At 33.9% G+C, this 24968-nt stretch carries 21 protein-coding genes; 16 read left to right on the forward strand and 5 right to left on the reverse strand.

The genetic code is table 11. The annotated features are described in order from the left end of the window. Positions 1–10 precede the first annotated feature (10 nt). The 16 genes from R9X47_RS00340 to R9X47_RS00415 all read left to right on the forward strand — a co-directional run bounded on the left by R9X47_RS00340 (position 11) and on the right by R9X47_RS00415 (position 20036). Complete coding sequence (locus tag R9X47_RS00340; protein WP_432664673.1) at positions 11–3058, forward strand: efflux RND transporter permease subunit; 3048 nt, start codon at positions 11–13, stop codon at positions 3056–3058. Between the two features lie 344 nt (positions 3059–3402). Then, positions 3403–4041: a hypothetical protein gene (locus R9X47_RS00345; RefSeq protein ID WP_432664674.1), complete on the forward strand. Its 639-nt coding sequence runs from the start codon at positions 3403–3405 to the stop codon at positions 4039–4041. Positions 4042–4262: 221 nt separating this feature from the next. After that, positions 4263–5804, forward strand: coding sequence for a DUF4489 domain-containing protein (locus R9X47_RS00350; RefSeq protein WP_432664675.1), 1542 nt, complete (start codon positions 4263–4265; stop codon positions 5802–5804). 230 nt (positions 5805–6034) lie between these two features. Beyond that, positions 6035–6706: an ABC transporter ATP-binding protein gene (locus tag R9X47_RS00355; protein ID WP_432664676.1), complete on the forward strand. Its 672-nt coding sequence runs from the start codon at positions 6035–6037 to the stop codon at positions 6704–6706. Continuing rightward, on the forward strand, positions 6681–7892 hold the full coding sequence (locus R9X47_RS00360; protein WP_432664677.1) for an ABC transporter permease: 1212 nt from the start codon (positions 6681–6683) through the stop codon (positions 7890–7892). Before R9X47_RS00355 ends, R9X47_RS00360 begins: the two co-directional genes overlap by 26 nt. Position 7893: 1 nt before the next feature. After that, positions 7894–8952 (forward strand): ABC transporter permease, encoded by a 1059-nt coding sequence (locus R9X47_RS00365; RefSeq protein ID WP_432664678.1) that lies wholly within the window; start codon positions 7894–7896, stop codon positions 8950–8952. 158 nt (positions 8953–9110) lie between these two features. Further along, positions 9111–9242 (forward strand): hypothetical protein, encoded by a 132-nt coding sequence (locus R9X47_RS00370; RefSeq protein ID WP_432664679.1) that lies wholly within the window; start codon positions 9111–9113, stop codon positions 9240–9242. 224 nt (positions 9243–9466) lie between these two features. Then, positions 9467–10018 (forward strand): NfeD family protein, encoded by a 552-nt coding sequence (locus R9X47_RS00375; RefSeq protein ID WP_432664680.1) that lies wholly within the window; start codon positions 9467–9469, stop codon positions 10016–10018. 47 nt (positions 10019–10065) lie between these two features. Continuing rightward, positions 10066–11613: a flotillin family protein gene (locus tag R9X47_RS00380; protein WP_432664681.1), complete on the forward strand. Its 1548-nt coding sequence runs from the start codon at positions 10066–10068 to the stop codon at positions 11611–11613. Positions 11614–11976: 363 nt separating this feature from the next. Next, a complete protein-coding gene (locus tag R9X47_RS00385; RefSeq protein WP_432664682.1) occupies positions 11977–12210 on the forward strand; it encodes a hypothetical protein in 234 nt (77 codons plus the stop codon). Positions 12211–12435: 225 nt separating this feature from the next. Next, positions 12436–13125 carry a Crp/Fnr family transcriptional regulator gene (locus tag R9X47_RS00390; RefSeq protein ID WP_432664683.1) on the forward strand — a complete coding sequence of 230 codons (690 nt, stop codon included), beginning with the start codon at positions 12436–12438 and terminating at the stop codon, positions 13123–13125. 205 nt (positions 13126–13330) lie between these two features. Then, positions 13331–14782, forward strand: coding sequence for a hypothetical protein (locus tag R9X47_RS00395; RefSeq protein ID WP_432664684.1), 1452 nt, complete (start codon positions 13331–13333; stop codon positions 14780–14782). 296 nt (positions 14783–15078) lie between these two features. Continuing rightward, entirely contained in the window at positions 15079–16725 is a 1647-nt protein-coding gene (gene hcp, locus R9X47_RS00400) for a hydroxylamine reductase (RefSeq protein ID WP_432664685.1), read from the forward strand. A gap of 186 nt (positions 16726–16911) precedes the next feature. Further along, positions 16912–17391 carry a pyridoxamine 5'-phosphate oxidase family protein gene (locus R9X47_RS00405; protein WP_432664686.1) on the forward strand — a complete coding sequence of 160 codons (480 nt, stop codon included), beginning with the start codon at positions 16912–16914 and terminating at the stop codon, positions 17389–17391. A gap of 268 nt (positions 17392–17659) precedes the next feature. Next, on the forward strand, positions 17660–19474 hold the full coding sequence (locus R9X47_RS00410; protein ID WP_432664687.1) for a thiamine pyrophosphate-dependent enzyme: 1815 nt from the start codon (positions 17660–17662) through the stop codon (positions 19472–19474). Next, positions 19464–20036, forward strand: a complete 573-nt coding sequence (locus R9X47_RS00415; protein ID WP_432664688.1) for an indolepyruvate oxidoreductase subunit beta — start codon at positions 19464–19466, stop codon at positions 20034–20036. The genes R9X47_RS00410 and R9X47_RS00415 overlap by 11 nt, the downstream gene beginning before the upstream one ends. A 269-nt stretch (positions 20037–20305) precedes the next feature. Here R9X47_RS00415 and R9X47_RS00420 read toward each other — a convergent pair whose 3' ends face one another. The 5 genes from R9X47_RS00420 to sufB all read right to left on the reverse strand — a co-directional run bounded on the left by R9X47_RS00420 (position 20306) and on the right by sufB (position 24964). Continuing rightward, complete coding sequence (locus R9X47_RS00420) at positions 20306–20473, reverse strand: (2Fe-2S)-binding protein (protein ID WP_432664689.1); 168 nt, start codon at positions 20471–20473, stop codon at positions 20306–20308. Between the two features lie 244 nt (positions 20474–20717). Further along, entirely contained in the window at positions 20718–21152 is a 435-nt protein-coding gene (gene sufU / locus R9X47_RS00425) for a Fe-S cluster assembly sulfur transfer protein SufU (RefSeq protein WP_432664690.1), read from the reverse strand. Beyond that, complete coding sequence (locus R9X47_RS00430; protein WP_432664691.1) at positions 21142–22380, reverse strand: cysteine desulfurase; 1239 nt, start codon at positions 22378–22380, stop codon at positions 21142–21144. Before R9X47_RS00430 ends, sufU begins: the two co-directional genes overlap by 11 nt. Further along, complete coding sequence (sufD, locus tag R9X47_RS00435) at positions 22373–23545, reverse strand: Fe-S cluster assembly protein SufD (RefSeq protein ID WP_432664692.1); 1173 nt, start codon at positions 23543–23545, stop codon at positions 22373–22375. The genes R9X47_RS00430 and sufD overlap by 8 nt, the downstream gene beginning before the upstream one ends. A gap of 12 nt (positions 23546–23557) precedes the next feature. Beyond that, complete coding sequence (gene sufB, locus R9X47_RS00440; RefSeq protein ID WP_432667563.1) at positions 23558–24964, reverse strand: Fe-S cluster assembly protein SufB; 1407 nt, start codon at positions 24962–24964, stop codon at positions 23558–23560. Between the last annotated feature and the right edge of the window lie 4 nt (positions 24965–24968).

Below are 24968 nucleotides of genomic sequence, written 5' to 3' on the forward strand. Positions count from 1 at the left end.
AGTGAAAAACATGAAATCAATTATTAGTGCAGCTATCCGTGGTCGAAGGGTAACTCTATTTTTTGCTCTTATACTGGCAATAACGGGGTTAGTTTCTTATCAAATTGTTCCTAAGCAGGAGAATCCCGACGTGTCCGCACCAGGTGCAATTATTACTACTATATATCCAGGGGCACTACCTGAGGAGGTTGCTAAGTTAGTATCAAAGAAGATTGAAGACAACATCACTGATATTGAAGGCTTCGATAATATGGAAACAACCTCAAAGAAGGGTATTTCAAATATATTAGTATTTTTGGATATAGATGCTGATACTGACAAGGCTTGGGATGAGTTAAAGGATAGGGTAGATGAAATCAAACAAGACCTTCCCGATGGAAGCTTTGAACCTTTAATTAATACAAATATATCAGAAACTGCAGGTATTATAATTAGCTTGTCAGGAGATAAATACTCATATGAGCAGCTTGAAGCCTATGCCGATGAGTTTAAAAGAGAACTTAGGAGAGTTGATGGCGTTTCACGATTTGAAATTGTCGGAGAAGTAGAAAAGGAAGTAAAGGTTGAGGTTAATGCCCAAAAACTAAACCAATACGCTCTTTCATTAGAAGATATTGTTAATATATTGAAAGCACAAAACGTCGAGATTCCATCTGGATCTATAGAATTTGAAGATGGGAAAATAGATGTTATAACCCAAGGGAATTTCACTTCAATAAAAGAAATTGGGAATACTATCTTAGGTGGTTCAGCCGAAAATGGTTCAGTAATCAGGCTTGGGGATATATCAGATATTTATATGGATTTAGAGGATGGTACTGAAAAGTTCAAACAGGATGGTAAAAATGCAGTCTTATTAACAGGTTACTTTAAGGATAATGAAAATGTTGTTCCTATAGGAAAGGAAGTAAGGGAAAGGTTAGAGGTAATTAAAAAAGGTTATTCTGAAGACCTCATTATTCATGAAGTATCATTTCAACCTGAAGACGTTGATAGATCGGTTACTGATTTTGTTATGAACTTATTACAGGGAATAATATTTGTTATCATTGTTGTATTCATAGTGGTTGGTTTTAGAAATGCAATTGTAGTTTCAACTGCCATCCCATTATCCATGTTACTTACTTTTAATATGATGAACCTTCTAGATATAAAAATACACTTTATGTCTACTGCAGGATTAATTATTGCCCTTGGAATGCTGGTCGATAACGCCATAGTAGTTAGTGATGCTATCCAAGTAAACCTTGATGAAGGCATGGATAAGTTTAAGGCTGTAGTTGAAGGAACTAGCAGGTCTTCAATACCGATTTTAACATCTACACTAACAACCATTGCTGCCTTTATGCCTTTGTTGCTTTTGCCAGGGGCCCCAGGTAAATTTGTCGGGGATATACCAAAGATAGTTATACTTACATTATCAAACTCATATTTAGTAGCAATGCTTGTTACTCCAGTAATGGCATACTTAGTATTCAAGCCGAGAATAGGGAAAAAAGTTGCAACAAAGGGCATTGTTAAAAGATTCTTTGTGAATCTGTTAGATATTTCTTTAAAACATAAAAAGAAGACGCTTGTTTTGGTTCTCATTTTATTTATCTTAACAACAAGATTAGTAGGAGTAATCGGTCTTCGTTTTATGCCCTTTGCCGATAAAAATATTCTATATCTAGAGATTACTTCTGAGGTCGCTGGAGATATGGATGCAACTGAGAATTTAGTAATGAAGGTAGAGGGGATTCTAAAGGAAAATCCAGAAGTGACATCCCTAACCACTTCTATAGGTGATGGTCTTCCTAAGTTCTATATTTCCATGTTGCCAGCGGTACCCTCTAAGGACTATGGGCAAATTATGCTTAGGTTTGATCTTGAAAAAGGCGAAAGGTTCATTCAAAAGGAAGAGCTAACTACCTTTTTACAGGAAGAAATGGATAGTCGTATAAAAGGTGGAAAGGCTATTGTCAAGATGCTCGAATATGGAAAGCCTATTGGACACCCGGTGAGGATAAGGATACTAGGCGATGATTACAGTAGTATATATAAAGATGTTCAGTTGATTCAAAGAGAACTTGAGAAGATTCCTGGAACTATGAATGTTGAGAATGATGCCTCTGATAAAACATTTATATACTCAGTAGAAACCGACAATGATTTCTTAAGAAGGTACGGTTTATCTAGATATGATATTCAGAAACAAGTTAATATTGCCTTAAAGGGTACAAAGGCGTCTACCTATAGAAAAGCAGGCAATGAATATGATATTGTAGTTGAGAGCAATGTAGATACATTGAAGCAATTAGAGAATTTAAAGATTAAATCCTCAATGCTAGGAAATAGAGTATTATTGAAACAGTTTGCAGATATTAAGCTAGAGGCTCAAATTGATACTTTAAGAAACTACAACGGTGATCTTAACATTATGGTTACAAGTGATGTGAAGCATGGTTATAGTGGAGTAGAAATCGAAAATATACTAGAAGAAAAAATTTCAAAGATGAATCTAGTAAATGAAGTCGTATTTGACGGTGAACGGGAAGAAATTGAGAGGAATTTTGGAAGCATGAAGATACTATTCATGCTGACAATCATTTTAGTGTATTCAATTTTATTGATTCAATTCAACTCATTTGTCAATCCACTTATTATACTGATAACAATTCCAATGTCTATTATAGGAATATTTAATGGACTGTTTCTTGCAGGGAAACCACTTAGCTTTATGGTTATGTTAGGAATTATAAGTCTTGCAGGGGTTGTTGTTAATAACGGAATACTATTAATTGAGTATATTAATGATGCCAGAAGAGCTGGTTATTCGGTGGAAGAAGCCTGCAAGGATGCGGTAGGTAAAAGATTTAGACCGATTATTTCAACTACAATGACTACTGTGATAGGTCTTGTACCACTTTATTTATCTGGTAATCCATTATTTGAAGGGATGTCAATAGCACTAATGAGTGGTCTGTTAATCTCAATGGTATTAACGATGATCATAATTCCTACTATTTATGCAATTGTTACTAAGGATAAGAAGATTAGTGAGGAAATTGCAAATTAGAGTGAATTGCAATTTAATATAGTGATCTCAATTTACTTTTGAAATTAAGAATTTAGAAATAGCAAAGGAATTTAGCACCTTTGCTATTTTTGTGGATAGAAGTTGTTTTTTTAGTTTTGTGGCATTAGTTCTTAACTGTTTCTTAATTGATTCTATATGGGATACAACAGATATTAGAAAATAAGATATAATATAGAATGTATACGGTACGGTAAATTTAGAATATATTAAAACCGTTATAGATGAGGATGAAATTCAAATAACTGATGTATCTTTGAATTAAAGGTTAGTCAAAACAAAATGAACAAGCTGAAAGTATAGATAGGTAGATTAGGAGGGGTGACTTGAAAAAGATTTTTATAATTATAATAGCATTAATGGTTGTGTTGTTCTCAAATACTGGATGTAGCAATTACAAAACAATTAAAGAAAAAGCAAATAGTGCAAGAGAGTCCAAAGAATTAATTGAAGAAGATAAAACAGAAGCTACTAAATTTAAAGAAAAATTAGATAAGGGCACGGAGGTTTTAGATACTCCTAAAGGGCAAGAGGACGAAGCCATATTTGAAGCAATGAGAAATGCTGAACTGGGAAATCTGAAGATTGGAATGAAAGCTGATGAAGTAATGAAGGAATTAGGTGAATGCCAAGATAAGGGAGAAGCAACAGTTTGGGAGGCTGATGGGCTTGAACATCAAGATTGGGACTATAAAGATCAAGGTATAAATCTAGATATGATAAGGGTAGAGGATAGTCAAATAGTTTCTTCTATTTATGTTGTGAACCCATATAAAGAAAGAACTGATAAGGGGATTGGAATAGGCAGTACTAGAGAGGATGTATTAAAGGCTTATGAAAAAGAAATTAATTCGGAGGAAACTAACGATAGCAGTATAGTTGTAGGTTCAATATATGGAGGTCTGATTTTTGGGATAAAGGATGGAGTAGTATCTTCAGTTTTTATAGGAGCGGCAGCTGAATAGATAATGTTTTGAATTCAAGAACTTGAATTTTATTCTGAAAGACTTTGGGACTGAACTCATAAGAGATTTTTATGAATCAGTTCCATTTACTTTTTTGCTAAGGGCAAGCTAAACGGACAAAAACTATCACAGATTAATAAGTAGAACATATAGTGTAGTGAAAATGAGGATATTTGTGAAATTATAATTACACATCTATTATAATAATAGGAGGTAAATAAATGACAAATGTGAATTGTCATAAAGATAATAAAGCTTGTAAATCAGGTGTAAGATCTGCCAAATGCATACCAAAACATCCTAAACCAAATGAAATACTTCTTGAATGTGGAGAGGGAACAGGAAGTAGAACATTTACATCATCCAATGAGGCTTCTTTTCAACTAGCTCATGTTACCATTGATACGACAGGGCTAAAGAAACCCGAGATACTAATAAAGTTTTCTAGTCTTGTAAATATGATGGCATTAGATAGTGGAGCAACAGTGAGGTTACAGTACGAATTGTTTAGAGCATGTGGTAAAGATGAACTTAAATCCTTAGGGACTTGGCTTTTTGAAGAGGTTGGCTCCTCACCGGATGTATTTGAGAGACAAACTGAATCCTTTAGCTTTATTTATTGTGAATGTATGGGCTGCCCTGAGTGCTGTGAGTATTTTGTAACAGTTACTCCCCTTGAAATTGCCCTTGCCACAGCAACTGTTAGTGATGGAAGAATAGCTTCAATAATTCAGCCTACATGTGATGCTTCAAAGGATGAATCTAACCTAAAAGATGGGTACAAAGAGTCCAGACGAAAGCATCTTAAAGCAGAAGAGATATTTCTTGAGTGTGGTCAAGGAAACGGAAGTGTAGCCTTTAGAGAACCAACTATATCACAACCACCAGTTAAAATAGCACATGTTTCCATAGATACTACTTGCTTATGCAAGCCTGAAGTTTTGATTGAGTTTTCAAGTATTATTAGTCTCGACTTCAGTGTTTTAGATGTTCGTTTGGAGTTTGAATTGTTTAGAGTTTGTGATGGGGGAGTCGCTTTATCACGTGGAGTTTGGGCATTTGAAAGAACAAATACTGAATTTAATACAGCTGTAGATAAAGCTTTTAGCTTTGTATTTTGTGAAAATGTAACTTGTTCAGGTTGTTGTGAATACTTTGTAACTGTAACAGGGATTGAGCTAGATGTAGACGTTCCAGGATTTTTCTTAGGAGCGACAGTTGATAATGCTAGGATAACTGCAATCGCTCAGTCATCAAAGGACGAATCTATTTGCTTTGATAGTAGAAAGCTTGATTGTACTCACTATATGCAAAAGAGTCCTAAACCTAAAAAAGCCTTTTGGGAATGTGGTATGGGAACTGGAAGTAGAACTTTTACTTCACCAAGCGATTCAGCCTTTCAATTAGCACAGGTTACTATAGATACAACGAAACTTAGCAAACCTAAAGTGAATATTGAGTTTTCAAGTACCGTTAGTTTTGAACGCCTTGTGAATACAGGAAGAGTTCAATTAAGATATGAGCTGTTTAGAGTATGTGACGGCGGAGAACCAATATCACTAGGTGTCTGGTTCTTAAGTAGAATAACTCTATTAGTCATAGATAGATCAACGAATACATTTGATTTTACTTTCTGTGATTGTGTGACATGTCCTGGCTGTTGCGATTACTTTGTTTCAGTTACACCTATTGAAATAACTGAAGGTCTTGCAACAGCAACGGTTAGTAACGGGAGAATAGTCGCATTAGCACAGGAGGTATAGTAAAAAGGCTAGAAGCAATAATATGAATAAGATGTTTAATAAATGTTTATTGAGAACAAATTCAAAGAAAAATATTGTCAATTATGTTCAAAAATTGTATCATATATAGATGACGAATACTAAATCCGGATTAAACTTAAGATAAATTTCAAAGAAAATTAAGAACGTTTCTACTATATGGAGATTCCATGAACTTTAAGAATTGACACATAGATAAGGGGATTAAGAAAATGATCAAAGTAAGCCATATAAGTAAAAACATACAGAAAAAAAATATACTTGAAGATATAAACTTTGAATTGAAAGACGGAGATGTCTTAGGAATTGTCGGCCCAAATGGAGCCGGCAAATCCACTTTAATTTCAATTTTATCTACGATAACGAAACCTGATAGTGGAAGTGCTTCATACTACATTGAAGACAAGCCATATAATGACGATATGAAAAAAGTAATTGGATATGTGCCTCAGGAAATAGCACTTTATGATGAACTCACTATTAAAGATAATCTCTTGCTATTTGGTGCTGCAATTAGCACTGATAAGGCTGTTGTATTAAAAAAAGCTAAGAGCATAGCTGATGGCTTAGGTTTGATAGCGGAATTTAAAACTAGAGTATCGAAATTATCAGGGGGTACAAAGCGTAGAGTTAATATTGCCATAGGTCTCATTAGAGATCCTAAGTTCATATTTATGGATGAACCTGTGGTGGGAGTTGACTATATGGCTAGGAGAGATATTGAAAGCATAATCTTAAATATGAGCAAACAAGGTAAGATTATAGTTATTACAAGCCATTTACTAGAATTCATAGAGAACACGTGTAATAAACTTCTAATAATAAAAAATGGAAAGCAGAAATATTTTGGTGATTTTAATGATGAAATTAAATCTAAGATCTGAATATAGCAAATTTAGCATGTTAACAAAAATGGAAATGAAGCGTATTTTAAACCAGCTTTCGAATGTTGTGCTACTGGTTTTATTACTAATTCTATTTGTTAACATGTTTGTTTTTGTTTCAAGAAATAGTGGAGTGAAAATAGACTCAAAGGTAGCTATGGCCATTGAAGACAAATCCTTTGAAGTAACAACTCTTCTTAATAATGTTATGGAAAATAAGTTAGAGGGTGTAATAGATTTTGAAGAAACAAATATTGATAGTGGACTTGAGAAGTTAAATAGTGATGAAGTAATAGCAGTAATACATATCGAAGAAGGAACCACTGATCGTTTAAACTATGGTAAAGCTGCGGCGCTTAAAATATACATAAAAGACAACCCAAATATCACTACACAGTTTCTCATCCAATATCTAGAGAACCTTGTAGAGGTACTGAATGAGGGACAAAGTGGCGCAATGATATATTGGGATATTATGAAGGCTGAGGGATTTAATGTAGATGAGAGACTTGGGGCACTAAATAAGATAGCACTAAAGTATATGAGTTCATTTCTAACAAGGGGAAGAGTTTTTGAAGAAACCGAGGATTTGGATAATTTTTATGGAGCTTCACTCATCAACTATTACTTTGCCACATCGTTACTCATCATTTCCATAATAAGTGCTATTTTGTTTCATTTAGATATGGATGATGATTTGAAAAAGGGGAAAATTCAGAGGGTTTTAAATAGTGGTTTTAGCCTTTGGCATGTATATTTAGCAAAGATCGTAGCGGGAGTAATTTTCTCATCCTTACTTGTAGTAGCCTTTAAAACGGTCTTCATGGTTATATTCGGTGCTTTTTCTCTAGGTGAACTTCTGAAGTTTATATCTGGCTTTGCCTTAATCAATGCAATTATTCATATGTTGGTAATTATCTTTTATGTTGCTATAACTAATGATACATTAAGGGACTGGGCTTTTGTAGTAGTATTTATAATGACTTCCTTCGTTAGCGGAATTATTTTACCACTTACTTCTATGGGGAGAGTGTTTAAAGAGCTTAGTAGATTAAATATATTAACTCTAGGACACAATCTATTATTAGGATACTCTTTAACCTTTGAAAGGATGCTAGTAATTATATTGTATTTTGCTATACTCACAGGATCAATCGGCTATATCCATAAAAGGAGGTGGGTGTAGTTTGAGGACTCTATTAGGTATTAAGATTAAGGAGCAGTTTCGCAAAAAAAGAAACTTAGTAATGCTTTTACTAATTCCCATCGTAATAACCTATATCTGCACTTATATAGATAAGGAAGCGAGGGATACTTCTAAGGTTTATAATGTTGCCATTATAGATCATGATGTGACAGAACTATCCTCTTCCCTTATAAAGAAAATGGGAGAATATAGTGAGATAGAACTGTCCATAGAGGAAGAACTAGAATCAACCTTGAGGAAGCTTGCTAGGGGAAAATACGACGTTGTTTATGAAATCAAGGAAGGCTTTCAAAGAAAAATTCAGAGCGGAAAATTTGATGATACATTAATTGCACATAAAGAGGTAAACTCTACAACGGTTAAATGGTTAAATGATCAAATTGGTCTAATAGTAGTAAAGGAATGGCTATATGTAGATGTGTTTGATACTATCCGTGGCCTAGATATTGACCTTAGTAAAGAAGATTTTAAACAAAAATTTGAAGAATCAATGGCTAACAATAGAATACTAAGCCTAAACATTGAAAGAATTGATGGTGGGGGAGGTAAATTGGAAGTAGATGAGACTTCCAAGGCATGGATTTCCTTCAAAATACTTTGGGCTAGTATAATAATATTTATAGTTATAAGCTTTGGAAAAAGGGTAGTAGATGATAGAGAAAGGGGAATAATAACACGTCTTGAATTATCAGGTTTAAGCAAAATGAAATATTATACTGTAGACCTAATAAAGCAAGTACTTAACATTATTGTACCTTTTATAGTTTCATTCATAATGTTGTCTAATTTTACTTCTGAAAGGACTACTGGATTTATTTTCAATCTAGTAATTACCACTTTTTATATAGTATGCATTTGGGCGCTGGTTATCTTAATAGGATATATTTTTAACTCAAAAAGAAGTTATAACTTTGCAAGTCAAGCATTTCTATTAGTTTCAATAATTTTTGGTACTGGATTTTTGAGTGGGACCATTAAGTTAATTGATTATATGTCTTGGATTCTTCCAATAAAGTGGTATATGCATTTTAAAATATAACCTGAATAAAGTAAGTTTTACTGCGTAACCCTATATTAATGATCTACTATATGATTGAAAAGCACCTCTGGCTAGAATAATAGCTTGAGGTGTTCTTTGGTTACAGGGATGAGCTGTGATTTTGTTTTGAATTATTCTAAGAAGGGAGAGGACAAATCATGGGTAGCTCTGCAAATAGAAAGAATAGACTTAGAATTTGGCCTGCCATTTTATGTGCCGTCATTTATATAATACTTAATGAGATATTTGACATACCGAATCTATATGATTTATTTAGAAGATTACTTTAAACTAGTATCTTGTTTTTAAGGATAATTTTAGGAAAAATTACAAATTAAGAAAATATTAAGAAGGTAATAGATATTGTTAGTAGAATTGTGTAATACAATTATATATGCCTCTAAAATAAATCCTTATAAAAGTAGACCAGAAGGTGCTTTTTTGAGTATGCTCAGAGATCTGTTTTGTTATTTAATAAGTTCAAGTTTGGAAAGGAGGTTTCGATTAATTATCCATGTATTTAATATATAAGATCACTTTTATTACAGGAGTACTGTATGCAGTTGCTACATTGGTTTTGGGACATTTATTTGATTCATTAGAGTTGGATGGAGATATTGATATCGGAGTAATGACTGTCTTACCAATAAAACCAATAACCATAGTCACTTTTATAACAGTATTTGGAGGAGTAGGTATAATTACCACATTGAAGAACTTTTCAGTTATATCAAGTTTCATTGTTTCCTTTGTAATAGCCTATACAATTTCATTATTAATTTATAGGCTAATAGTTCTTCCGCTATATAAAGCCCAGAACACAAGTGCAGCTTCGCAGAAGGACTTGATAGGGGTAACGGCTAAGGTTACGTCAACAATAATGGAGAACGCATTTGGGCAAATTGCCTATAGCAACAAAGGGAATACATATTCTTCGCCGGCTAAAAGCATTAAGGAAAAGGCTATATTAACAGGAACTGAAGTAGTCATTATATCTATTGAAGACAATGTTTTTTATGTAACGCCTAGCGAAGAACTTTTTTCAGATGCTCCATCTGATGAGTAATAACTCAGAGTAAACAAAATAAAATTATTGAAGGAGGAAGAAATTATATGCCTTTAGCAAACTTTATTATTCCAGGGATTATAGTAGCAGTTATAGTAATTTTGGTTGTAGGTATCCTAAGCATGTGGAGAAAAGCACCACAGGATAAGGCTCTTGTTATAACTGGTTTAAAGAAAAGAGTTATATCGGGAGGCGGTGGACTCGTTATTCCACTGTTTGAACGTGTGGATACAATATCACTTGAAAATATGAAGATCGTCGTACGTACTGAGGGAGCATTGACAGAGCAAGGTGTAGATATAATTGTAGATGGTGTTACTGTAATAAAGGTAAAATCCGATGAAGAATCTATATATTCATCAGTAGAACAGTTTAATACTGGTAAAGAATCAGATACCATAAACTTCATCAAGGGTACAGCAAAGGATGTACTTGAAGGTAAGCTACGTGAAATTATCTCAAAGATGACCGTAGAAGAAATCTATAAGGATAGAGAAAAATTTGCTTCTCAGGTTCAAGAGGTAGCTGCACTAGATTTAGCTAGCATGGGATTAGAAATTAAAGCATTTACTATAAGAGACATATCTGATCAAAATGGTTACCTTAAAGCCCTTGGTAAGAAAAGAATAGCAGAGGTTAAAAGGGACGCTGAGATAGCTGAGGCAAATGCAAAGGCTGAAAAGGATATTAAAACTGCTGAAGCTGAAAGACATGCTAAAGTTAATACGGCTATAGCCAATAAAGAAGGAGAAAAGGCTAGGATTGCGGCGGAAACAGAGATAGCAGAATTTAACAAAAATAAAGAACTTAAAGTACAGGCGTATAAAAAGGAACAGGAAACTGAAAAAGCTAAGGCTGACCTTGCTTATATTATCGAGGAAAATAAAGTTAAGCAGGAAGTTACTGAGACTGAAATGGCCGTTGAGCTTTTAAAGAAGGATAAAGAGACTGAAGTAGCAGAGAAGGAAGCTCTTAGAAAAGAAAGAGAACTTGAAGCAAGTGTTAAGAAGCAAGCAGAGGCTCAGAAGTATAAGCAAATACAAGAAGCCGAGGCTAGATCAAGAGCTACAATGCTAGGAGCAGAAGCGGAGAAGTTTAAAGGCATACAAGAAGCTGAAGCTAGATCTCAAATGATAAAATTAGAAGGTCAAGCAAAAGCAGAAGCTATAAGGCTTGAAGGTGAGGCGGAAGCTGAAGTTATTAAGCAAAAAGGTAAGGCAGAAGCAGAGGCAATGTTTGAAAAAGCTGAAGCATTTAAGCAGTACAATGAAGCAGCAGTTATTCAAATGCTTGTTGAAAAATTACCTGAGATTGCAAAACATATGGCTGAGCCACTTTCTAAAACTGAAAAGATCGTTATTGTTGATAATGGTGGAGAAGGTAAATCAAGCGGTGCTTCAAAGGTATCGGGTTATGTGACAAACATGATGTCTCAGTTACCAGAAACAGTTGAAGCGATTACAGGACTTAATCTGCTAGATTTATTAAAGAAGAACTCTAAAGAAGATGTTGCTAAGATTGTAGAAAACAATATAGCAAAAAGCGGTATGAAAGATGAAGTTGAAGCTAGCGATTTTGAGGAAGTAGATTTATAGGAAAAGGAACGCTATTATCTTGTTACTAGGTAATAGCGTTTTTTGAAGTCGCTTTTGTGTAGGTGAATTTTATGAGTAAATAAGGATATATTGAAAATGGAAAAGAGTTTCTTAAATGGATAGAAGAAAACAATATATATACTAATGAAAGAAGTACTTAATTTAGATTAACTGATAATCCTAATAGTAGTAGCATTTTAATAGGACCTATGTACTGGAAGAGGCATTCGATTTTGTAGTAACATTGCATTAAAACCATTAGAATTTCAATATCCATTGACTTTGATATGAGTATTTGATACTTTTATAATATAAGTTGCTGTAAATAAAAGTATATCAAGTAAATTACTGTAGGTGATGGAGATGGAGAGAGCGATTTGTAAAATTTGTGAAACTTTTTTTGTAAAGGAAACAAAGAACCAGGAGTTTTGCGGACCCTGTAGCAAAAAGGATTATAATGAGTTTAAAATAGTAGAAGAATACTTATCACAAAATAGATTTCCAACTGTTATGGATGTGTATATGGATACTAAAATACCTATTAAGACAATTAATCGATTTATTCAGGAAGGTAAAATAGAAATTATTCAAGATTGAAAAGCATTATATAAGTGATGAAAAATCTATTATATTATGAAGATTTACCATCCTTAGAAGTGTTAGCTGTTAAATCTCCGAAATGCAGATTTGTAAATGCGTTCTATATAGATGATTTAATCCTTCATATATTATGCAATTTGCTCTATTGTTTTACATAAAGCAATATACTATAATTTATTATAGAAGTTTAATGTTATCAAATAATATATTTAGGAGAATCTTATGTATGAAAAATGGATTGATTCATTAAGAAAGGTTGAGTTATTCAGAAACTTTGAAATAGATGAACTGGATAAGATGTTGATGTGTATACAACCTAATATTTCTTATTTCAAAAAGAAAGAATATGTAACCATAGCTGAAAATGAGTTTAATGGAATAGGTATAGTTGTTGAAGGTGAAGTAATTGTAACAAAGGAAAATGCTGCAGGTAATAGAGTGATTATGGCAAAGTTGAATGAGGGAGATATATTTGGTGAGATGATGGCATTTTCTGATTGTAATAAATGGACTGCCACAGTCATTGCCTCTACAGACTGTACCGTAATCTTTTTGCCACCGGAAAGAATCATTGGAACCTGCTCAAATATGTGTACTGGGCATACACAATTAATACGAAACATGTTGTCACTGGTTTCAAAAAAGGCCCTCGGACTCAATAGGAAAGTGGAATATTTAGTTATAAAAAGTATAAGAAGAAAGATAAGCTTATACTTATTGGAGCAATATTATAAGACTGGAAAACCAACATTTATGATACCTTTAAAAAGGAATGAACTAGCAGAATTTTTAAATGTATCTAGACCCTCATTATCAAGGGAGCTTATTAAAATGAAGGATGAGGGAATTATAGATTTTTACAGGTCCTCATTTAAAATTATTGATGTTGAAGCATTGAAAACAAGTGAATAATATTTAATAATGAAGAGTAAAGGCGGTTATAAAAGCATAGTAAATGTTTTTATAGCCGTTTTTCTTACATATTTGTGAATTAGTAAGAAGATAGAATTTGAATTGTAAGATGATTTTAATAATATAAATGATTAAAACATGCTATAATGGAATAAAATCCCAAATGAAGTGAGTTTAAAATAAAACGCTATAGGAGGATGTATATATGAATAAGAAATGTATAGCTGTATTACTAATATTTTTAACTAGCACCATTCCATCTTTTGCAATGAATAACAGTATAGGTAATGTCGAACAAGTGGAAGTAGCAGAGAATACACTTGATTTGGAGAACTATTTAAACACATATTATAAGGAAAAAACTTTCGAAGGTAAAACTTTAGAATTTAAGTATGAACTTAGGGAATTTGAAGATTATCTCAGGGTAAAAATGAAAGGTCAAGATTTTCATAAGGACTCTTCTAAACTGAATAATGAGGATATCTATTTTCAAAAGTTAATTGAAACTTTAGTACAAGAAATAAACAAAAGTTCAGAAAAGAAAATTTCATTTTATATTTATGACAAAAATAATAATGTAGTTGCAAAATACAGATATTCTACGAGAAAGTCAATAGTTGAAAAAATACATAATGATTTAAAGGATTACAATGTAAATGACCTAGAAAATGATCTGGACAGTACCTATGCAAAATATATAAAAGATGGTAGAGAATTAGAATTTGAATATGAATCAAAAAACAGTTCAAATTATATAATGGTTATAATGGTAGGGCAAAACTTCAGCCATTATGACTCTTCTTGGAAGAATAGAGACATTCATGATTTTAGAAATTTTTTAAAGGGTATGTCAGAAGAAATAAGTGAGGAATTTGGTAAGGATGTTTATATAAAGATATATTCTGAAAGTGGAAAAAATCGCATGCTCGCAAGATATGAATATAATGAAAATATAGGTGATTTTACAGCGATAATTGAGGATGAAAAAGACATAAAAGTAGAAGAAATGGAGAGTATAGATGATAGCCAAGATCAGAAAGTTTTAGATGATGGAACCTATATATATTCAAAAGGAAGATATGACTTGAGATTTGGGATTAGTACTAAAAAAAGTAAGGACGCTATTACTATAGAATTTAAAGGTAAGAATTTTGATAAAGACTCTTGCCAATGGGCAGATAGAGATAAAGATGATTTTGAATCCTTTTTAAAAGGGGCTGTAAATGGATTGCTTGAGGAGCCCTTTAAGTATGTAAATATAATAATATATGATGAGGAAAAAGAAATTGCCGGTAAATACTATGTAGAAAAAAATGAACTGAATACAGAATTTGAAGAAGGTTTTGATCAAGGTGATCTAAACTATTATTATGGAAAATATACAGATGAAAATACAAGTTTAGAGTTCCAGTATAGGTTTAATAAAGACTCTATAGATGATTCTGTAGATACATCTCAATATTTGAAAATTGGGATGTACTGTCAAAACTTTCATTCAGATAAGTGGAAAGAAAAAAATGATAAAAAGTTTGAGGAATTCTTAGAATCAATTGCAGAAGAGGTCTCTAGAGAATATAACTCGAATGTTGTGATTACTACCTATAATGGAAGTAGAAAAATTAAAAGATATAGCTATATTGAAGAAACTTCAAATTAGATTTTGGTTAGATATTAAGGATATGAATGTGTGATTGATAAGTATAACTAACTCAAGTTTATTAGACGCATATTTAAAAATATATAATAAAGGGTGTAAACCTACCACTATAGTTGGAAGGCTTACACCCTTTATATTTCAACGAAGAAAAGTATAAAAAATAAAGAGGAATTGAAATAAGATTCTTATTAAGTTATTTTTCGTAACATAGGATACCGAAATAAATATCAAATTATTATATGATATACACATAAGAAAGGTAAATATTACATTTATATAAAAAGGAGGACAAAAAAATGAGTATGTTTTGTTATCAATGTCAAGAGGCTGCAAAAGGAACTGGATGTACAGCTAGAGGGGTTTGCGGTAAAACAGATAAGGTTGCCAATATACAGGACTTAATGGTATACACTTTAAAGGGTATTGCTTTATTAGAACAAAAAGGTGTTAAGGCGGGTGTGAAATTCCCTAAAGCAGATCACTTTATAATGAATGGCTTATTCATGACTATCACAAATGCTAACTTTAATGATGAAATGTTTGTAGATGAAATTAAAAAAGGTTTAGCTTTAAGAGAAGAAATGAAAGCAGAGCTTAAAAATAAAGGTGTATCTCTTGATGACTTACATGATGCTGCAACATGGACTGCTGACACAGATGAAGCTATAAAGGCAAAGGCTGAAGCTTCAGAAGTTGGTATCTTAGCTACAGAAAACGAAGATGTACGTTCTCTTAGAGAACTAATCACATATGGTGTTAAGGGTATGGCTGCATACGCAGAGCATGCGTACAATCTAGGAAAAGAAAACGAAGAAATATTTGCATTTACTTCTAAGGCTCTTGCAGCTACTTTAGATGATACATTAAGTGCAGATGACTTAGTAGCTCTTACACTTGAAACTGGTAAGTTTGGTGTAGACACAATGGCTATGTTAGATGCTGCTAATACAGGAGCTTATGGAAACCCAGAGATTACGGAAGTAAATATTGGAGTTAGAAATAACCCATCTATATTAATTTCAGGTCATGATCTTAAGGATCTTGAGCAATTATTAAAGCAAACAGAAGGTACTGGCGTAGATGTTTATACACACAGTGAAATGTTACCAGCACATTACTATCCAGCATTCAAGAAATATGATCACTTTGTAGGAAACTACGGTAATGCTTGGTGGAAGCAAAAAGAAGAATTTGAAACATTCAATGGACCAATACTATTTACTACTAACTGTATTGTACCACCTAAGGCAGAGCATGTTGAAAGAATTTACACTACAGGTGCAACAGGTTTCCCAGGATGTAAGCATATCGTAGCAGACGAGAACGGTGTTAAAGACTTCTCAGCAGTAATTGAGCATGCTAAGAGATTAGACCCACCAACAGAAATAGAAACAGGTAAAATAGTAGGTGGATTTGCACATAACCAAGTACTTGCATTAGCTGATAAGGTAGTAGACGCAGTTAAGACTGGAGCTATCAAGAAGTTCTTTGTAATGGCTGGTTGTGACGGTAGAATGAAGTCTAGAGATTACTATACTGAGTTCGCTGAGAAATTACCAAAGGATACAGTAATATTAACAGCAGGTTGTGCTAAATATCGTTACAATAAATTAGATTTAGGCGATATCGGTGGAATTCCTAGAGTATTAGATGCTGGACAATGTAATGACTCATATTCACTAGCAGTTATCGCACTTAAGCTTAAAGAAGTATTCCAATTAAATGATGTTAATGATCTACCAATAGCTTATAACATAGCTTGGTATGAGCAAAAAGCTGTAATCGTATTATTAGCATTACTATACCTAGGTGTTAAGAACATCCACTTAGGACCAACATTACCGGCGTTCTTATCTCCAAACGTAGCTAAAGTATTAGTTGAAACATTTGGAATAGGTGGAGTAGGAAGCGTTGATGCAGATATCGAAATGTTCATGAAGTAAGAATAAAATTCTAAATTTTAGTTAGCTGAAGCTTTAGATTCTGACACTATACTTAAAAAGTAGTGTCAGGTCTAAAGCTTTTTTTATGGAAAAAATAGGCCTATTAAAAGAAATGAATAATCTAGGTTTACTTATTCAAATAATAATTTTGTATATATAGAAATAAAATGATAAGGAGAGGATATTATGCATAAAGAAATGACATCTTCGGAGTTAAAAGGTGAAATCCTAGATTTTCTAAAAGAACATAAATCAGCATCATTAGCAACATCATTAAATGGTGTTCCAAGAAGTAGTCCTGTACAATATTTTCTGGGAGATAACATGGACATATACATACTTTCGGCCGGAGGAGACAAGTTTAAGGCTATAGAAGAAAACCATAATGTTTGCCTCTTGGTTAATACTGAATACTTGAACTATAGAAGAATTAAAGGTGTTCAAGTATTTGGAAATGCAACAACTAGCGTTGAAGACAATGCATTAAAGAATGAGGCACACAAATATTGCTTTGATCATTACCAGCATGAGAAGGATAATCTTAAGGTAATAAAAATAACCCCGAGTGAAGTAGTTTACTTAGATTCCTTAGAAGAAGGAAATAGAACTAAGCAGATATTAAAAAATAATCAAGTGCTAATTAAAGATGAGCCTATGTTAATGTAATTAAAGGATTAAGAAGTTGGAGATATCTGACTTCTGAGGCTGTTAACAAACCCGAATTTCTTCGTTGTTACTTCAACCAAGAACCCTTACGTATATCTGTATACGCTGCGGTCTCTTGCTTTCAGCACGCCTTGACCTTCGAGCTTTTTAACAGCCTACCATCTTGTTAACAATCTGAGAAGTTAGAGATATCTAACTTCTTTTTCACTATAGAGATTATTATCGCTGAATAATTTATTAAGAATTTGAAAGGAGTGGTAAACTGAATATGAAGGAAAAAGTAGTATTTACAGGTAATGAGGCCATTGCAAGGGGCTTCTATGAGGGAGGAGGGAAGGTGGCTACAAGTTATCCAGGTTCTCCAACCGTTGATGTAATCGAGAATACAGGCCATTATGAGAACGTTTATTCTGAGTTCTCTACTAATGAAAAAGTGGCATTAGAGGTAGCTATAGGAGGTTCATTTAATGGAGTCAGATCTATGGTTGTAATGAAACACGTAGGTCTTAATATTGCAGCAGATCCCCTTATGACATTTACTCAAACACCAATCAATGGTGGATTTGTTTTAGTATCCGGTGATGATCCTGGTCTTGCCAGTTCTCAGAATGAACAGGACAATAGAGTCATGGGGAAGTTCACGAACATGGCAATATTAGACCCTTCTGACAGTCAAGAAGCTAAAGATTTTACTAAAAAAGCACTAGCGTTGAGTGAAGAATTTTCTATTCCTATGATGTTAAGGATAACTAGTAGACTATGTCATAGTAGAAGTGTTGTAGATTTAGCAGAGAGAAAAGAAGTAGAACCAAAGGGGATAATTTCTGACAAAGATAGGTATTGTATGATACCTCCAGGTTCAAGAAAGGCTCAATTCTTCATGAAAGAAAGATTGGAAAGGCTAGAGGAGTATGCATATGATACGAAATTAAATACTTTGGAAACAAAGGATGGGGCTGAGACTTTAATAGTTACATCGGGGTTAGTATATTATAACTTGAAAGAGCTAGATGTGAATGCAAGCATCTTGAAGTTGGGTCTTATATATCCTATTTCTGAAAAAAGAGTAAAGGAAATAGCCAGTAAATACAAAAAAGTAATCGTGATAGAAGAGATGACACCCTTTATTGAAAATGAGCTTAAATTAAAAGGAATAGTCTGCGAGGGTAAAGAGTACTTCACGTTCACTGGTGAATTAGACATACAGGATATAGAAGAGGGACTATATAAGGCTGGTATACTAAAAGACAAGAGACCATACGCAAAGAGATTTGTGGAGACAGTACCTAGGGCACCCCTATTTTGTACTGGATGCCCCCACAGACCAACTTTTGATATTTTGAAAAAATCTAAGGCTAAGATAGTGATTGGAGATATTGGATGTTATTCTATGGCTGCGCTTCCTCCATTTGAGCAATCGAATACCATAATAAGCATGGGAGCTAGTATAGGAATAACTAAGGGAATTAGAAAAGCTATGTCGATAAATGAGTCAGAAGAGCCAGTAGTAGCAGTTATAGGCGATGGAACATTCTTTCATTCCGGATTACCTACTTCAGTTAATTTGCTGCATCAGCTAAAGAATGATGAAAATATGACTATTATAGTCCTAGATAATAGAACTACGGCTATGACCGGTGGCCAACACAATGGTAGTTCAGGCCTTTATAACAAAAAGAATGATATGAAGGTAGGAATAAAAACCCTACTAGAAAATATGGGATTTGATAGAGTAAAGGAAATAAATCAATATGACTACAAGGCTGCAAAAAAGCTGTTTGATGAGGAAATAGCATATGAGGGCTTATCTTTTATTGTAGCAAATGGACCATGCGCGCTAAAGTATAACATAGAGGAACCATATTATTATGTTGATCCTAATATATGTATTAGTTGTAGAGCCTGTATTAGAACAAATTGTCCTCCCCTTAGAATGATCAAATATGAAGGCATTGAAAAACTAAAATCATCTATAGACAAAGATATGTGCGTTGGATGTAGTGTATGCGCTCAGGTCTGCCCCGTTAACGCTATTAAGTCTTCAGCAAATATAGATAGGGAGGATGAGCAGGTTGACAACTAATATTATGTTAGGTGGAGTTGGGGGACAAGGACTTGTCCTTATGACTAAGATAATTTCTCAGGCGGCTTTAATGGATGACTATGATGTAAAAAGTAATGACGTAGTAGGATTATCTCAAAGAGGAGGAATGGTTTGGGGAAATGTCAAAATAGGTAAGAAAATCTATTCGCCAAACATAAGACCTGGAGATGCAGATTTGCTAGTAGCAATGGAACCTCTTGAGGCATTAAGATGGAGTAATATGCTTAAGGAAAGTGGTAGGATTATTTTAAATAACAAAAAATTCTATCCAACACCAGTACAACAGGAAAAGTGTGAGTACCCAGATGAGGATATAGAAAACCTTAAGAATAAATATGATGTAATAGATATTAATGCTATCGAAGAAGGGGAAAAGATAGGAAAGAAGCAAGTTGCTAATGTTATATTAATTGGGATATTAGCTAGGTATTTAGATATTAAAGTAGAGACTTGGAAGGAATCTATTAGAGAAAATGTTCCCGTTAAAGCTATTGATATGAATATGGATGCCTTCGATTTGGGTTATAACTTTAAAAGTTAATACAGATGATCTGGGGTGTCCCAGAATGGCGAATTTCTGAAACACCCAGGGGCTGTACTCATAAGAAATCTTTATGAGACAGCCCCATTAAAATGTAGACAAAAACTAAAGAAAGGTGATTTGCCTAACTATTTTGTTAAAGGTTTCTGATAAACTAGATAAGCTATTTTTGAGAATAGTATTTTAAAGTAAAAAGAAATTTTCATTTATATGTAAAACGTTTATACCCGACCAATTACAAAGTGAAGGTAATTGGTATTAATTTGATATTACTTAGTTTCTTCATCAATAATATCTTGAATCTGTGATTGACATCCGCCACATCCAGTTCCAGCACTTGTTGCCTCTCCAACTGCTTCAACAGTAGTTGCACCGTTTCTTACAGCTGCGCGAATTTCTTCTTCAGATACATCAAAACATCCACATACAACTGACATACTAATTCACCTCCATGTATTTGTAAATATTGATTACATATTTATTTTAATCCGTTTTTTAGATTATATACTTGGCTTATTAAATAAAGTAATAAAGTTTATTTAATTCCCATAGCTAAAATTGGAAAGTAGACGATTTTACTTTTTAAATGCGGATAAGACAAAAGAGAAATGTAAAAGTTAGGTTAGAGGAAAACCCATAGAAATCCTTTGAAAAGGAAAGCTATGGGTTATGTTTATATCACTAAACACTGAATTGATTTAAAGCTTCTTTAAGAGAGTGCCACGCAAGAACAGCGCATTTAACTCTTGCAGGCATGTTTGAAATATTTTTTAGTACTATGGCATCTTCCAATATTTCTAGGTCTTCTTCATTTGTAACTTCCTTCTTTATCATTCCAATGAAGGTCTCTACAAGTTCTAAAGCTTCAGTTATGGGCTTGCCCTTAATCAAATCTATCATGATTGATGTTGAAGCCTGGGAGATTGCGCAGCCAATGCCTGTAAAGGATGCATCTTCTATAATATCACCATCAAATTTTAGCTCTAAAGTAATATCATCTCCACAACTTGGATTATGTCCCCGTTCTTTAATATCAGGATTATCTAGGGATCGTTTATTGTGAGAACTATTGTTATGTTCCATTATTAATTCCGTATAAATTAAGCTAAGATCCATAACCTAACCACTTCCTTACATATTTTAGACTGTCAATAAAGAAATCTATTTCATCCTTTGTATTATATAAATAGAAACTGATTCTACATGTTGCTGGAAGGTTTAAGTATTTCATCAATGGTTGAGCACAGTGATGCCCAGACCTTATAGAGATACCATAACTATCTAATATACTAGCAACGTCATGGGGATGAATATCCTTTATATTAAAGGATATAACACCGCCCCTATGAGCAATGTCTTTAGTACCATAGACATCCACATATGGAACTTGGAGCATTTTATCTAGAGTATAGGATAACAGTTCAGCTTCATGTCTAAATATATTTTCGATGCCTATTGAATTTAAATAATCAATAGCAGAACCTAGACCAACGGCACCGGCCACATTTTGAGTCCCAGCTTCAAATTTATAGGGTAGGGGTGCAAAGGTCGCGCTATACTTATCTACATATTCAATCATATTTCCACCTAATAGAAAGGGGGGAGTAGACTCAAGAAGTTCCTTTTTTCCATATAAACCGCCGATGCCCATAGGGCCCAACATTTTATGACCTGAAAAGCAGAAGAAGTCAGCATCTAAATCCTTTACATCTATCTTCATATGGGGAGTACTTTGGGCTCCATCTACTATGACTACTGCGCCTTTTCCATGGGCGTAATCAATAATTTCTTTTACTGGATTTATCACTCCTAAAACATTAGACATATGGGCGATACTAACTATCTTTGTTCTGTCTGTGATTTTACTCCTTATTTCATCATGGGGTAGAAGACCCTCATTATCAATATACATATACTTAAGCTTGGCACCTTTGGCCATAGCAACTTGCTGCCAGGGCAGTATATTACTGTGATGCTCACTAATGCAGATTACTATTTCATCCTCAGGCTCTAAGAATTTCATTCCGTAGGTAAAGGCCAATAGATTTAAGGATTCAGTAGTATTTCTTGTAAATATTATTTCCTCACTATGACCAGCATTAATAAACTTTCTAACCTTTTCCCTTGCATTTTCATAGGCTTCAGTTGCCCTCACGCTAAGGGTATGGGCACCTCTATGGGGATTGGCATTACTTGTATCATAGTATTCTTTTAAAGAATCAATGACGATCTTGGGTTTATGGGTTGTAGCCGCGTTATCTAGATATATCAATGGTTTGTCGCCAATAGTCTCACTAAGTATCGGAAAATCATTTCTAGTGTCTAATAAAGTGAACTTACTCATAGGATAACCTCCTAAGTACATGACTACTTATCTTAGACTTTATAGCTTCAAAGGGAATCTTATCTATTATAAGCTTGAAAGATGCTTCTACAATCAGTTTCTTAGCATCCTTTTCACTTAGACCTCTACTCATTAAATATACTAATTGGTTTTCACTGATTTGACCGGCACTTGCTGCATGTTCTCCCTCAACGTCATCCTCACTACAGAATAGAATCGGAATAGAATCTGACTTTACAGTAGGATCTAGTAGGGTAACATATTCCTTCTCGCTACCTTTAGACCTTTTAGAACCTTGTTTGAAGTCAAGATTTCCTCTAAACACTTTTTTAGCATTATCCTTTAAGGCACCTCTAGAGTCAATACTGCTGTTACTCCTCATGCCAAAATGATTCATTGTATAACCTAAGTCTAACTTTGTATCACCATCTCCAAAGTAGATAGAGTGTAGAGTGCCTTCGCTATGATCTCCCTTTAGGTTTGTAATAAAGCTAGAGGCTCCAATTTTACTACCAAGCTCTACAGTTATCCAGTTTACCTGACCATTAGATTCTACAATAGCTATATTGGAATCAAAGTGATGAGAACTTCTATTCATCCTTTGTATCTTTACAACATTTACAATAGCTCTATCCTTTACAAATATCTTTGTCACGCCATTATGGAAGGTAGAGTTTTCGTGGTCGGTGCTGTAATCAATAACTACAGTAATTTCGCTGCCTTCTTCAGCAACTATAAGATTATGATCTATGACCATAGGATTGTCTTTGTCCATGGCATAGTTTATATATATAGGAGATTCGGATTTTAAATTTCTTTTTGCGTGAACCAAAATACCTGAATTATAAAATGACTCTCCAAGAGCAACAAATTTTTTATTAACTCCGTAGTTTACATCTAAGCTTAAATAGTTCTTAATTTCAGCATTATCATTCAATCCATCTAAAATATTCTCTACAAATATTCCATTTAAAGCGCTTTTATCAATACTTAAAAATGCTTTATTATATTCTTGAAAGCGGGGGAGGGAGAAGTCGTTGAAGCCTATTCTTTTCCAGTTAGGAATAGACAGCTCTTTAAACTGACTAAATTTATTCTCTCTATAATCGACCACCCATTTTTCTTGATCTTTATTTAATCTATTTAACAAATCTATAGTAAACATTTTATCACCTCACTATCCAATAGTACCTTCTAGTTCAATATTGATTAAGTTGTTCAATTCAACTGCATATTCTAAGGGGAGTTCCTTTGTAATAGGTTCTACAAATCCTCTTACAATCATGGCCTTAGCTTCTTCTTCCGTTATACCTCTGCTCATAAGGTAATAAATAGCATCGTCACTAATCCTACCGATTTTAGCCTCATGGCCAATATCAATATCATCATTTTTAAGCTCAATGATAGGTAGCGTATCGGACTTAGACTTGTTGTCGAGCATAAGAGATTCACAGGATACCGTAGACTTAGAATGATGGGCATTCGGTGCAACCCTGAGAAGCCCTCTATAAAATGCGTGGCCGCCAGCTTTTGATATAGATTTTGAATTGATATTTGACGTAGTATAAGGGGCCGCATGAACTACCTTTGCACCGGTATCAAGGTATTGACCTGAGCTAGCAAAGGTGATTCCTGTAAATTCTGCTCTAGCTCTTTCACCCTTTAGGATGCTCATGGGGTAGAGCATAGAAACTTTAGAACCAAATGAACCAGATACCCATTCGATCAAACCATCCTTTTCAACAACGGCTCTTTTTGTATTTAAGTTATACATATTTCTTGACCAGTTCTCTATTGTGCTATATCGCAATCTAGCATTTTCCCTAACAAATAGCTCTACACATCCTGCATGTAGATTTGTTACGGAGTACTTAGGTGCAGAGCAGCCTTCTATGAAATGAAGGTGAGCACCTTTTTCTACAATAATAAGGGTATGTTCAAATTGACCTGCTCCAGGGGAATTTAACCTAAAATAAGATTGTAGAGGTATATCCACTGTGATTCCTGCGGGAACATAAACAAATGAGCCACCGGACCAAACTGCACCATGTAGGGCAGCGAATTTATGATCACTTGGTGGTACAAGTTTCATAAAATGATCCTTTACTATATCCTCATATTCTTTGACAGCTGTTTCCATATCGGTATAGACAACACCTTGTTCAATAAGCTCTTCCTTTAAATTGTGATATACAACTTCAGAATCATATTGAGCTCCAACTCCTGCAAGGGATTCTCGCTCTGCCTGAGGTATTCCTAATAAGTCGAAGGTCTGCTTAATATCCTCGGGAACATCTTCCCAACTGCTTTGCATATCTGTTTCAGGGCGTACATAGGTAGTTATGTTTTCGATATCTAAACCTGATAGGTCTGCACCCCAGGTTGGTATAGGCTTTTTATTGTATATTTCAAGGGATTTTAATCTAAAATCTCTCATCCACTTAGGCTCATTCTTTTCGTAGGAGATTTGCTCAATGATTTCAGATGTTAGTCCTTTGTCAGTTTTATAACTGTATCTATCTTCATTCTTTATATCGTAAATACCACGATCAATGTCTGCAATATAGGTTCTTTTTTTCTCCATCATT

The sequence above is a fragment of the Wukongibacter baidiensis genome (genome assembly GCF_050888315.1).
Classification (GTDB): Bacteria; Bacillota; Clostridia; order Peptostreptococcales; family Caminicellaceae; genus Wukongibacter; species Wukongibacter baidiensis.